Origin of the sequence: Anaeromicropila herbilytica (assembly GCF_016591975.1) — a bacterium.
In the GTDB taxonomy this organism is placed as follows: Bacteria; Bacillota; Clostridia; order Lachnospirales; family Lachnospiraceae; genus Anaeromicropila; species Anaeromicropila herbilytica.
The window spans coordinates 5,034,216-5,047,500 of sequence record NZ_AP024169.1 but is presented as its reverse complement, the minus strand read 5'-3'; the positions used below and the strand labels follow the sequence as shown (position 1 = coordinate 5,047,500).

6 protein-coding genes, 13 tRNA genes and 1 rRNA gene (1 of these 20 running past the window's edge) are annotated in these 13,285 nt (G+C 34.8%); 19 read left to right on the top strand and 1 reads right to left on the bottom strand.

Annotated features, from left to right (window positions below; translation table 11 throughout):
• The 14 genes from bsdtb5_RS21545 to bsdtb5_RS21480 all read left to right on the top strand — a co-directional run.
• Positions 1 to 2,262, top strand: a 23S ribosomal RNA gene (locus bsdtb5_RS21545) (it extends 636 nt beyond the left edge of the window).
• Positions 2,263 to 2,357: 95 nt separating this feature from the next.
• Positions 2,358 to 2,429, top strand: a tRNA-Glu gene (locus bsdtb5_RS21540).
• Between the two features lie 29 nt (positions 2,430 to 2,458).
• Positions 2,459 to 2,531 (top strand) — tRNA-Thr (locus bsdtb5_RS21535).
• 25 nt (positions 2,532 to 2,556) lie between these two features.
• A tRNA-Asp gene (locus bsdtb5_RS21530) sits at positions 2,557 to 2,630 on the top strand.
• 57 nt (positions 2,631 to 2,687) lie between these two features.
• Positions 2,688 to 2,760 (top strand) — tRNA-Val (locus bsdtb5_RS21525).
• 5 nt (positions 2,761 to 2,765) lie between these two features.
• A tRNA-Leu gene (locus bsdtb5_RS21520) sits at positions 2,766 to 2,851 on the top strand.
• 18 nt (positions 2,852 to 2,869) lie between these two features.
• Positions 2,870 to 2,944, top strand: a tRNA-Pro gene (locus tag bsdtb5_RS21515).
• A 5-nt stretch (positions 2,945 to 2,949) separates the two neighbouring features.
• Positions 2,950 to 3,020 (top strand) — tRNA-Gly (locus bsdtb5_RS21510).
• Positions 3,021 to 3,024: 4 nt separating this feature from the next.
• Positions 3,025 to 3,096 (top strand) — tRNA-Gly (locus bsdtb5_RS21505).
• Positions 3,097 to 3,117: 21 nt separating this feature from the next.
• Positions 3,118 to 3,191: transfer RNA gene (locus bsdtb5_RS21500), tRNA-Arg, on the top strand.
• A 70-nt stretch (positions 3,192 to 3,261) separates the two neighbouring features.
• Positions 3,262 to 3,335, top strand: a tRNA-His gene (locus bsdtb5_RS21495).
• A 14-nt stretch (positions 3,336 to 3,349) separates the two neighbouring features.
• Positions 3,350 to 3,421, top strand: a tRNA-Gln gene (locus tag bsdtb5_RS21490).
• Positions 3,422 to 3,464: 43 nt separating this feature from the next.
• Positions 3,465 to 3,537 (top strand) — tRNA-Lys (locus tag bsdtb5_RS21485).
• Positions 3,538 to 3,573: 36 nt separating this feature from the next.
• A tRNA-Leu gene (locus bsdtb5_RS21480) sits at positions 3,574 to 3,653 on the top strand.
• Between the two features lie 205 nt (positions 3,654 to 3,858).
• Here the strand turns inward: bsdtb5_RS21480 and bsdtb5_RS21475 are convergent.
• Positions 3,859 to 5,025 carry an ISL3 family transposase gene (locus bsdtb5_RS21475; protein ID WP_271713988.1) on the bottom strand — a complete coding sequence of 389 codons (1,167 nt, stop codon included), beginning with the start codon at positions 5,023 to 5,025 and terminating at the stop codon, positions 3,859 to 3,861.
• 653 nt (positions 5,026 to 5,678) lie between these two features.
• Here bsdtb5_RS21475 and bsdtb5_RS21470 point away from each other — a divergent pair.
• The 5 genes from bsdtb5_RS21470 to bsdtb5_RS21450 all read left to right on the top strand — a co-directional run bounded on the left by bsdtb5_RS21470 (position 5,679) and on the right by bsdtb5_RS21450 (position 13,264).
• Entirely contained in the window at positions 5,679 to 6,425 is a 747-nt protein-coding gene (locus bsdtb5_RS21470; protein WP_271713987.1) for a phosphotransferase, read from the top strand.
• Positions 6,426 to 6,678: 253 nt separating this feature from the next.
• The gene (gene grcA3, locus bsdtb5_RS21465; protein WP_271713986.1) at positions 6,679 to 6,918 is read left to right on the top strand and encodes an autonomous glycyl radical cofactor GrcA3; all 240 of its coding nucleotides are present in this window, start codon (positions 6,679 to 6,681) and stop codon (positions 6,916 to 6,918) included.
• Between the two features lie 378 nt (positions 6,919 to 7,296).
• Positions 7,297 to 8,163, top strand: a complete 867-nt coding sequence (locus bsdtb5_RS21460; RefSeq protein ID WP_271713985.1) for a DegV family protein — start codon at positions 7,297 to 7,299, stop codon at positions 8,161 to 8,163.
• Between the two features lie 72 nt (positions 8,164 to 8,235).
• Positions 8,236 to 9,930: an LTA synthase family protein gene (locus bsdtb5_RS21455; RefSeq protein ID WP_271713984.1), complete on the top strand. Its 1,695-nt coding sequence runs from the start codon at positions 8,236 to 8,238 to the stop codon at positions 9,928 to 9,930.
• Positions 9,931 to 10,282: 352 nt separating this feature from the next.
• A complete protein-coding gene (locus bsdtb5_RS21450; RefSeq protein WP_271713983.1) occupies positions 10,283 to 13,264 on the top strand; it encodes an Eco57I restriction-modification methylase domain-containing protein in 2,982 nt (993 codons plus the stop codon).
• Positions 13,265 to 13,285: the final 21 nt, after the last annotated feature.

The following is a 13,285-nucleotide window of genomic DNA, read 5'->3' as shown; positions in this document are numbered from 1 at the left end:
GTTAAGAACATAAAGTTCGGAGCCGAAGGGAAACCAAGTCTTAATAGGGCAATTAAGTCAGTAAGTGTAGACCCGAAACCGGGTGATCTACCCATGTCCAGGTTGAAGCTGCCGTAAAAGGTGGTGGAGGACCGAACACACATCCGTTGAAAAGGGTGGTGATGAGATGTGGGTAGCGGAGAAATTCCAATCGAACCCGGAGATAGCTGGTTCTCCTCGAAATAGCTTTAGGGCTAGCCTTGTTTATAGTCTAATGGAGGTAGAGCACTGAATATCCTAGGGGGCGTCAAAGCTTACCGAAGATTATCAAACTCCGAATGCCATATAGATGTTTAACAGGAGTCAGACTGCACGAGATAAGTTGGGTAGTCAAAAGGGAAAGAGCCCAGACCACCAGCTAAGGTCCCAAAGTGCGTGTTAAGTGGAAAAGGATGTGAGATTTCGAAGACAACTAGGATGTTGGCTCAGAAGCAGCCACACATTAAAAGAGTGCGTAATAGCTCACTAGTCGAGAGGTCTTGCGCCGAAAATGTCCGGGGCTAAAACACGACACCGAAGCTGTGGAATTGTACTAAGTACAATTGGTAGAGGAGCATTCTTAGCGAGACGAAGCAGTACCGTAAGGAGCTGTGGATTGTTAAGAAGAGAGAATGCCGGAATGAGTAGCGAGATGAAAGTGAGAATCTTTCAGGCCGAATATCTAAGGTTTCCAGAGTAAAGCTGATCTGCTCTGGGTAAGTCGGGGCCTAAGGCGAGGTCGAAAGACGTAGTCGATGGATAACAGGTTGAAATTCCTGTACTACAATAAATCAGAACTGTGGGGACGCAGGAAGGAAGTCAGAGCTGGGAATGGAAAAACCAGTGCAAGCGAGGTACCAGTCTGGTAGGCAAATCCGCCAGGCAATGGGAAGACGTGATGCGGACCGAAATATAAGTAGGGAAGCTGATGGACTTACTGCCAAGAAAAGCCGCTATTGTTTTTATTGTACCCGTACCGTAAACCGACACAGGTGGATGAGGAGAGAATCCTAAGGCCGACGGGAGAAGCATTGTTAAGGAACTCGGCAAAATGACCCCGTAACTTCGGGAGAAGGGGTGCCTACGAAAGTAGGCCGCAGAGAATTGGCCCAAGCAACTGTTTAGCAAAAACACAGGTCTATGCAAAACCGCAAGGTGAAGTATATGGGCTGACGCCTGCCCGGTGCTGGAAGGTTAAGGGGAGAGCTTAGGAGTAATCCGAAGGTTTGAACTTAAGCCCCAGTAAACGGCGGCCGTAACTATAACGGTCCTAAGGTAGCGAAATTCCTTGTCGGGTAAGTTCCGACCCGCACGAAAGGCGTAATGATTTGGGCACTGTCTCGACAATGCACCCGGTGAAATTGAAATACCAGTGAAGATGCTGGTTACCTGCGCCAGGACGGAAAGACCCCATGGAGCTTTACTCTAGCTTGATACTGGGATTCGGTACTATCTGTACAGGATAGGTGGGAGACTAAGAAGTGATGACGCCAGTTGTCACGGAGTCGCTGTTGGGATACCACCCTTGTAGTATTGGATTTCTAACTTGTACCCGTGATCCGGGTAGAGGACAATGTCAGGTGGGGAGTTTGACTGGGGCGGTCGCCTCCGAAAGAGTATCGGAGGCGCTCAAAGGTCTTCTCAGAATGGTTGGAAACCATTCGAAGAGTGCAAAGGCAGAAGAAGGCTTGACTGTGACACCGACGGGTGGAGCAGGTACGAAAGTAGGACTTAGTGATCCGGTGGTATAAAGTGGGATTGCCATCGCTCAACGGATAAAAGCTACCCTGGGGATAACAGGCTTATCACTCCCAAGAGTTCACATCGACGGAGTGGTTTGGCACCTCGATGTCGGCTCATCGCATCCTGGGGCTGTAGTAGGTCCCAAGGGTTGGGCTGTTCGCCCATTAAAGCGGTACGCGAGCTGGGTTCAGAACGTCGTGAGACAGTTCGGTCCCTATCCGGCGTAGGCGGAGGATATTTGAGAGGAGCTGACCTTAGTACGAGAGGACCGGGTTGGACGAACCTCTGGTGTATCGGTTGTCATACCAATGGCATGGCCGAGTAGCCAAGTTTGGAAGGGATAAACGCTGAAGGCATCTAAGCGTGAAGCCCCCCTTAAGATAAGATATCCCATTCTTTTAGAAGTAAGACCCCTTGAAGACGACGAGGTAGATAGGTTAAAGGTGGAAGTGTGGTAACACATGTAGCTGATTAATACTAATAGGTCGAGGGCTTGACCAAAACATAATGTAATTTAATTACTTATTATGTATAGGTCATAGAGATAATTTGGATGATAATATTTTAGTGTGTAGTTTTTAAGGTATATGCCTTATGGCTCCATGGTCAAGCGGTTAAGACACCGCCCTTTCACGGCGGTAACAGGGGTTCAAATCCCCTTGGAGTCATTGTTAAACATACTTTATGTATTTTATATGCCGACGTGGCTCAATTGGCAGAGCAGCTGACTTGTAATCAGCAGGTTATCGGTTCAAGTCCGATCGTCGGCTTTAATATAAATAATAATTTATATTTGGCCTAGTGGCTCAGTTGGTTAGAGCGCCGCCCTGTCACGGCGGAGGTCGAGGGTTCGAGTCCCTTCTGGGTCGTATCTTTAGAAGATAGAGATAAGACAATTTAATACATATTTATTATGTAATAATCATGGGATCATAGCTCAGCTGGGAGAGCACCTGCCTTACAAGCAGGGGGTCACAGGTTCGAGCCCTGTTGGTCCCATAGATGCCGGCGTGGCGGAACTGGCAGACGCACAGGACTTAAAATCCTGCGGGCCTAATCGCCCGTACCGGTTCGATTCCGGTCGCCGGCATTATTTAAAATAGCATAACGGGGTGTGGCTCAGCTTGGCTAGAGCGCCTGGTTTGGGACCAGGAGGTCGCAGGTTCGAATCCTGTCACCCCGAGTTATGCGGGTGTAGTTCAATGGTAGAACACTAGCCTTCCAAGCTAGATACGTGGGTTCGATTCCCATCACCCGCTTTATGCGCGAGTGGCTCAGTGGTGGAGTATCGCCTTGCCAAGGCGAGGGTCGCGGGTTCGAATCCCGTCTCGCGCTTGTATATGAATAATATACTGTGTGTTTGTAGCTCAGCTGGATAGAGCAACGCCCTTCTAAGGCGTGGGTCGGGGGTTCGAATCCCTTCAAGCACATTTCATAATTTAATTATGGAATTGATGTTCACGCAAAACTATTATCAAATAGAAGCCCTGCGTAAATATGGTGGGTATAGCGCAGTTGGTTAGCGCGCCAGATTGTGGCTCTGGAGGCCTCGGGTTCGAATCCCGATATCCACCTTAGCAAATTTTATTGGGCTATCGCCAAGCGGTAAGGCACAGGACTTTGACTCCTGCAGTCGCTGGTTCGAATCCAGCTAGCCCAGTTTACAAGAAATTGTAAGAATTAAATAGTAATTAATTAAATGTGGGATATTAGCTCAGTTGGTAGAGCACTAGACTTTTAATCTAGGTGTCCCGGGTTCGAGCCCCGGATGTCTCAGTAAAACGAATAAAAGTTTTATTTGTTTTAATATATGCGGATGTGGCGGAATTGGCAGACGCGCTAGACTTAGGATCTAGTGGGAGACCGTGGGGGTTCAAGTCCCTTTATCCGCAAAGTTAAGCTCAAATACTTAGGTATTTGAGCTTTTTTGTGTGTATATGTTATTATTCATTTTAATTTAGGCTCTTTGTCAAGTGTTGGGGTGTGAGGTGCGTTGCACCCGCACTAACACTGACAATAGAGCTATTTTTATGACTAGGTTCTATAATAGATGTTTTTTTGCATGACAAATAAGCCTCTTGAAAACCGACCATTTTTTTACATAGAACTGTGAATGATACGTGTACGAAATCTTTCAAAATTACGTACACCATAAGAACTTCTTTTTAGTACTTTGATTTTATTATTGAATCCTTCCGTAGGTCCATTTGTATATCCATACTTAAAGACATTAAGTATATACTCAGACCAGCGTCTAGCACATGCTTCAAATTCGTGTAATCCAGAGCTTTCAGCACTTTTTACCCACTCCCAAAATTCAGTTCTTTGATATGTATAGCTATTACTCTGACATATTTCATAGAACCATTCTTTTAACCTGTGAGCTAGTCGTAAATCATCACTGTATTGTAGCATTAAATCACAGGCTTTTTTGTTGTCATCTTTTAATTTAGAATATCGAGTCAGTATAAGTTTTCTACTTCGCTTATAGTACTTTCTAAGAGTTGGTGTCATGGATGCTTGTAAACGTTTACGAACACTTTCAATTGCCCAGGAAACCTGACGAATGTAGTGATATTTATCTACGATGATTGTGGCATTAGGAAAGAATGTTTTGGCAAGATCTATATAAGGTTGCCACATATCAGAAATAAAAAATTTAACACGATACCTTTCATCACGACTGCAAGATTTAAAATACTCAATAAGATGGGACTGAGTACGATCCGGTAAAATATCAAGAATACATTTTTTCTTTGCATCCACCAGAATACATTGATATTTGGAATCACCAGCATTCCCTTTAAATTCATCAATTGAAATGCATTGAGGAATATGTGGTTTATCATACGAGAGTGTATCAAGAATACGTATTACTGTATTCATTGAGACATTAGTTTGGGAAGCAACATATTTAATACTGTTGGTTGAACGAAGCAATTCAACAATTTTGAAGGATAGTCGTGTTGTACGTTGCTGATATTTAGCTATAAAACTATATTTCTCGTAAAAACGTTTACCACAAGAACATACATATCTTCGTTTTCTTAACAATAAATAGGCATTGGACAACTGAAAAGGTAAGTCTTTAATTTTCTGCCAACGATAATCGTGTATTTTAGATGTTCCAGCTCCACAACAAGGACAAATTTGAGATTTGGGATTGGTTTCAATCTTGATGATAATTCCATCTAAAGTGTGTTGCACACTTTTTAATTTTACACCTTCTAAATTTAAAAGATTTTTGTTACAATTAGATTGCATCTATATAAAATACCTCCTTTAAAATGTTAGCTTTGGTCGGTTGGCATGTGAAGAGGCTTTATATAGATGTATTTTAATATAAAAACAAAAATGTTGGAAGTGTGTTTTTAACACACCCCAACATTTATTATAGAACCTTAATTTAACAGATTATATAAATATAGTGTAATTAAAAATATTTATTACAGTGCTCATATTATACATTTTTGTACTCTTAGATGAAGTATTACTACTTGGTTATACTAAATAGAAAAAAATTTATGTTTTTTCTACTAGATAACCACTCATTACTAACATTGTATTAACATTGAATAGATCACATTGTTAATAATCTGAATTATATAATGATCATAACTATTCAAATATAAATGATAACTAAATATTTGAATACAGTTAAAATAACAATAAAAGTAGATTGTATTGAATAAAATTAACAAATAAAATATTAATAAATATATAAAAATGTACTAAATAGAGAGAAAATAAGAAAATGTGTAATAAGTAATTGGTTAAATAAACAAATAAATATTAAAATGTATATACAAACTTGTTAAAAAGTGGTAAAATAGTAATCACAATATATATCAACTTAATTCATATAACTAAATAATACCTAAGTTACTAAATTGGCTTTTTGGAAAGGAGAGATTGCAATGAAAATTGAAGAATTAGTTGCATCAGATGATGAGGTAGAAAGTTATAAAGATGATAAATTGGAAGTAAAGGTATATGGGTTAAACTATCCTAAATCAAGTATATTGTTTGAGGCATTAATAAATGCGAGAATTGAAGAGACTGGACTTAATATACCAAAAGTTATTGAAGTATCTAAAATTAATGGTAGATGGGCAATTACGAGTGAATATATTGAAGGTGAGTCATTATATACTAAAATGTTGAATGAACCAAATAATATAGAAATGTATATTAATGATATGGTGGAATTACAATTAGAAGTTCAAAAAAAGAGATCACCTTTTTTGTATAAGTTAAAAGATAAATTAATGAATCAGATAAATAATCTCGATTGTATTGATAGTGCTAGAAAATATGAACTACTTATGCAATTAGATAGTATGCCAAAGCATGTAAAGCTTTGTCATGGGGATTTTAATCCTACAAATATTGTTATCCATAATAATAATATGTACATAAAAAATTGGTCTAATGCTTCTCAGGGTAATGCTAGTGCTGATGTAGCAAATAGTTACTTGTTTTTTGCGTTACATATGCCTGAGTATGCAAAACTCTATATTGATACTTTTTGTAAGAAGAGTAATACTGAACTAAAATATGTTCAACAATGGTTGGCTATTGTATCAGCAGCTAGATTAAGTGAGCAAATGGAAGATGAAAATGATTTACTAATGAACTGGATTGATGTTGTAGATTATCAATAGAATTGAAAATTTTAATTGACTTTAGTATAAACATATAATAATTAGAGTAAAATAATATTAAATATAATAAAAAATCATCTATTTACTTTAATAGATGATTTTTTATTATGTAAATTTTTAATCTTCTTAATATGCCTAGTACTATTAAAAAAATATCTAATTGTACTAGACATATAATTAATAATAGTATACAATATCATTAAATAAATAATAATAACTATTACTAATAAAAACATATAAGGAGGATATATTTATGAGTAATCAAAAACAAATAGATAATTTAGTAACTATGTTAGATGGGTACATTGAAAAAGGAGGGCACCATCTCAACGTTAATGTATTTACGAGAGATACATTGTTGGATGCACAAAAGCATCCAGAGAATTATCCTCAATTGACAGTACGCGTTTCAGGATATGCTGTTAATTTTAATAATTTAACAAAAGAACAACAAGATGATGTTATTTCTCGTACTTTCCATGGTAATCTTTAATTACTATATTTAATTAGAAAGGCTTTTAACCTAAGTTATGATTATATAGGTTAAAAGCTTTTTTTGTCAATAATGTTTGGTAGAAAGACATTTTTTGGTATTTGTTATTTATTATACCAGCTATTATGTATTATTAATTGATTTATTAATTTACTTTTTCATTTAACATTATTAATTAAAATTAATATACTGTTATTAATAAAATATATTGCACATATTAGCAAATATAAAATTTGGATGAATTTGTAGTAGGAGTATAGCGGGTAATATGATATAATCGTAAGAGGATTAATGCAAGAAAAAAATGGATATAGTATATTGTTTTATAAATATATTATTTAAATATATGAATGTACTGTATGAAAAGGGGAATTTATTATGCAAAAATATGTAATTACCACAGATACAACAGCTGATTTACCCAAAGAGTATATAGAAAAATATAGTATTAATATTATACCACTGTATTATAGTTTAGATGATACTATTTATGGGGATGAGAAGACTCTTGATCCGCTAGTGTTTTTCTCAAGAATGAGAAAAGGTGAGATGCCAACGACGATGGCTAGTAATCCAGAAGTTGTTCGTAAAATTTTTAGTAGCTTATTAGAACAAGGTTATGATATTATACACATAAGCTTTTCTTCTGCTTTGAGTGGAAGCTACAATAATTCTGTCGTAGTATCTAGGGACTTAGCTGATGAATATAAAGAGAGAAGAATTGTAGTAGTAGACTCGCTTTGCGCATCATTAGGTGAAGGATTGCTTGTATATAAAGCAATACAGATGAAAGAAATAGGTTTTAACTTTGAGGAAGTTTATCAGTGGGTTGAGACTAATAAAATGAATATATGCCATCAATTTACTGTTGATGATCTATTTCATCTTCATAGAGGTGGAAGAGTCTCTAAGGCTGCCGCTATTATTGGATCAATGATAAATGTAAAACCTATCTTACATGTTGATATAGAGGGAAGATTAATACCATTACTTAATGTTAGAGGTAGGAAGAAATCTTTAACTACCTTAGTTGAAAATATGCAAAAAAGAATCGAGGGATATGAAGAAGAGAAAGATGTTTTTATTAGTTATGGCGATTGTTTAGAAGATGCAGAATTTGTTAAAAATCTAATTGTAGATAGATATCCAAACAAAAATGTTGTTATAAGCCATATATCACCTACAGTTGGTTCACATTCTGGACCAGGTACTGTAGCATTATTTTTTATGGGGAATGAGAGATAGATAAACGGGAGTGCAAATGAGGAAAATCTTAATAAAAATTCTTCTCAATGACGAGAAGCAAGGAGTTAGAGAATGAACAATGAAAAGAAAAATTCTTATTGGGATGTCCTTAAGAGTGAGAAAACGTTAATTTTAATATTGAGTTTATTTTATGTTTTAAATGTTCTTAAAGTTACTGTTTTTAACTTAATTATGGTGAATGGCGTAAATATATTCACAAGCCTTTCCAAATTTGTTGTTACAGCGCTTATATTAAGTATTGTATTTTTAATACTTTTTATTATAAATCGAAAATTAATTTGGTGTATTTTCTATATCATACAAGTGATTTATGTTGGTGGATTTTTATGTTATCATGATTACTTTAATAGCATTTTCCATCTGTTTCAGATCGCAACACTCTTTCCAGAAGGAACCGCTGTAGTAGAACATTTCAGCGTGCCATTTCAGTTAAATATGTTGATATCAATTATTGACTTACCTTTTTTTATTTATTATATGGTTCATTATAAAAAGGTAAATTGGAGAAAATGTGCGTTTGAATTCAGTAGAAAAATATTGTTATTCAGTATTACATTTCTAATTATTATTGAATTACTCCATGTTATTACGAAAAGCTCATATGTTAATTATGTCAGTGATTATCCAAAAGGAGAAAATGAAGTTGTTCTACAGTATGGAACATTAATTAATAGTATTTATGATTATATATTCAATGCGGATGGCAAAGGATTGCTAAAACAATATGAATATGGAAAGAAAATAACAAAAGAGGCAACGAAGACGGATCCAACCAATGTACTTATGATTCAAGTTGAATCATTGGATGCTAATATCATTTATAAGAAATATGATGGTAAGTATATAGCACCTTTTCTAAGCTCAGTAGCAGATAAATATATATATCATCGAAGAATGATGTCATATCATTTGGCAGGTGGTTCTTCTGATGCTGATTATTCCATTATGAATAGTTTAGAGCCCTTCACATCTTTTCCTTCTATGAAGTTAATTGCAGATAAATATCCTAATTCTATGCCAGATATATTTAGAAAGGCAGGATACCAGGTAAATGCCTTCCACGGTAATATAGGAAGTTTTTATAACAGGACAAAAGCTTATAAACAAATGGGATATCAAAATTTTTATGATGTTGATAAAATGAAATTGACAATTGCTAAATGGGGTGCGTCAGATAAAGATGTATTTGATTATGCTTATAATTTTATGAAAACTGAAAAGGAACCATTTTTTAATTATATTATAACGATGACTAGCCATACGCCATTTCGCTATGTAGATGATTATGAAACAATTAGTGATTACGATGATGTTAAGCCAGAGGGTACGAAACAGTATTATAAATCGATACACTATGTAGATGAGCAAATAGAGCAATTAGTTACAAAGGTATTGAAAATGTACCCTAATACATGTGTCTATATTTATGGAGACCATACTCCTGGAGATCTAAATGATTACGAGAAATCATCTTATCATACAGAAAAAGATTATCTTGAATTTGTACCATTACTTATTATAACTCCAGAAAAAATACATTACACTAATACAAAATATGCAGCTTCATTCTTAGATGTAGCACCAACAGTATTAGACTTTAGCGGAATTAGTTATAGTATTAGAAGTAAAGGTGGAAGTCTATCATCAGGTAACGAGCCTAATAGTCTAATTCCTTTTAAAGGAAGACAGTATGATCGAAGAGAATTAATAACAAATGAAGAAAAGTACAAAGAATCAGATGATTAGGGCGGACATGTTATAAAGGGTTATTCCATAATTAGTAAGCATTATTAAATATGAAGTAAATTTATAAGTAATGGTCGATAATACTAACGTTTGATACTAACGGTTGAAAGTAACTTATAAAAGTAAATAGTTATAACATTAATTACCTAAGTATTCATATTTTAAGTTATATTAAGCTCATGATAAGATTGGAGCAGATAATTTGAAAAGAATAGCTTAGGTAATGTTTTTTGATTGAACAAAAGAGAAAAGTGCAAAAAGAGAAACTATATTGGCATAAGAACAAATGTTTACATGAATCTTGGTTCGTGCTATAATAAGTTATATTTCAGGACAGATTAGGAGAATCCCCTTGAATAAAGAAAAACTATCAAAATTAATAAATGAATTTCATAATAATATAGAATTTTATAAAAGCAGTAACTATAACGAAAGTGAGTGCCGCTTAAATTTTATAGATAAATTACTAAAGATATTTGGTTGGGATGTAGATAATGAGAAAATGGTAGCTCCGCAATACCGTGAAGTGGTTGTTGAATCGTATGATTCTAATACTGGAAGACCTGATTATTCCATGACGTTAAATGGAGTGACAAAGTTTTTCGTAGAAGCCAAAAAGCCATCCGTACCTATTGAAGAGAAAGGTACATCAGCTTTTCAAGCAAGGAGCTATGGGTGGACTGCTAAACATCCCATTGCAGTGTTAACCAATTTTGAATACTTAGTAATCTATGATACATCCGTGATGCCATCCGTTGAAGAAGGTCCTATGACTGCATTAATAGGTAAGTATCATTATACCGAGTATCTAGACAAGTTTGAAGAGATTGATCAATTAATATCAAGAGAAAGTGTGTATTGTGGTAACTTTGATAAACAGTATCAGTTTGTTGATAAATATAAGACGTTAGTAGACGACATGTTTCTAAAGCAAATTAATGATTGGCGTTTGGAATTAGGAAAATATCTTCATAATAAACAAATACCAATTGAAATCATTAATGATGAAACACAAGGTTTTATTAATCAAATTATATTCTTAAGAATCTGTGAAGACCGAAAGCTTCCAACATATCGTACTCTTTATGAGACAATTCATGATGAAGATATGGTAGAAGAGAAGATGAGTGAGTTACTAAGGGATGCAGAAGCCAAGTATAATACGGGAATTCTTAAAGGAAATCATCTTCGTGTCGATATGAATGAAAAGGTGATTCATGATATGATAGAGATGTTATATTATCCAAAGAGTCCTTACGCCTTTAATATTATTAAGGCTGACCTACTTGGTAGAATTTACGAGATGTTCTTGGTAGAGCACCTAGCAGTGAATGAGTATAATCAACTTATTTTAAAACAGAAAAATGAAGCTCTAAACCGTGATGTTGTTAGTACACCAGTTCCAATGGTTAAATACATGGTTAAGAAAAGTTTAGCTGAACTTGTAGATAATAAAAGCCCAGAAGAGATTAAAAGGATTCATATTGCTGATATATCATGTGGATCAGGTGTATTCTTACTAGAGGCATATGAATACTTATTGAATGCATGTACGGAATGGTATATTAACAATGATAAGGCCCATTTAGTTGAATTACAGAAAGGGGTATATAAGCTTCCAATCGCAGAGAAAAAAGAGATACTATTAAAATGTATCTATGGAGTTGATATTGATTATCATGCTTGTGAGGTTGCAAAATTTACTTTGTTATTAAAGTTGTTAGAGCAGGAGACAGAAGCTTCCATTCTATCAGAGGTTCCAGTACTTCCAGATTTATCATTGAATATTCAAATGGGTAATGCTCTTGTTGATAGTGATATGATTGAAAAGTACCAAGGGTGGGATGACATTGAAGATATAAATCCATTTGATTGGAGTCTAATAAATGATGGGAAAAAGTTTACGATTATATTGGGCAATCCACCTTATGTAAAGACATCGGATATGATTAAGTTCTCTAGCGCAAAAGAAATAGAAATATATAAAAAAGTATATGAATCCGCTTATAAACAGTTTGATCGATACTTTTTATTCGTGGAAAGAGCGTGCAACTTATTGGAGGAAAGAGGAAGCCTTTGTTACTTTATTCCGAATAAATTTGCTAAGATAGAAGCAGGTAAAAAATTAAGAGAATTACTTACAAAGGCTAGATATGTTAAAGAATATACTGATTTCGGTTCGGTACAATTTTTCAAAGAAAAAGATAAGACAATATATAGTTCTATATTATACTTACAAAAGGAACCACAGGATTCTTTTATTTTCCGTGAAGTAACAGATGGAGAAGAGTGGATGCTAAATAACGAGAAAACAACCAAGTATGTCCAGTTAGATTGTAGTATTATAAATCAAGAACCATGGATTCTAACGACGGATACAAAGTTATTATCCGATATGGAGCATCTTTATAAGAAATCCGTTTTAGTTGAGGATGAATATGATGTATTTAATGGAATTCAGACAAGTGCAGAGCAGCCAATTCCAGTATATTGGTTTTCAGATAAAGAAATTGTAGAAGAAGAAGAGAATTACTATAAAATATATAAATTTGATCAGTATTATAGAATAGAGAAAGCAATTTTAAGGCCTTATTTTAAACCAAACAATCAAAAAGAGAGACAAATTTCTACTTATGATGCTTATGAAACAAATAAGTGGATTATCTTTCCTTATGATAATGAAGGTAAGTTAATCCAGGCGAAACGCATGATGGAGGAATATCCGTATACGCTGGCATATCTTAAAGACAGGTACTCTATCATTGTTCCAAGGCAAATCTCTGGTAGAAAGACAGACAGAGATGTCCCATATGCAGAAGGCCATCCAGATGATTGGTATCAATATGGAAGAAATCAAGGATTAACAAGGTTCAATGGTACCGAGAAATTAATTATTGGCGTTATGTGGAGAGATTATCCAAAGTATTTATATGATAAAAAGAATTATATCATAGCTAGTGGAGAAACTGCTGGATTCTGCGGAATTGCTCAAAAACAAGAAAGTAGGTATACGCTTGAATTTCTACAAGCATATCTTATGCATCCACTAATTGCCCGTATTATTGTTAATAGAGGAAGTAATTTTGACAAAGGGTATGTAACAAATGGAACAGGAATATTAAGAAATCTTCCATTAATTAAAATAGACTTTACAAATGAGCAAATTAGTAATAAATACGAGTCTATTAATCAAGACGCGAGAAAAATATATGAAATTAATGATCGCCTACTACAGCCATTAGGTAATAAGGAAATTACAATACTAACAAGACAAAAACAAGTGTTAGTGAAAAAAATAGCAAAAAATATGGACGAAATGATACATGAGTCATAGGGATTACATGTTAGGTCTGAC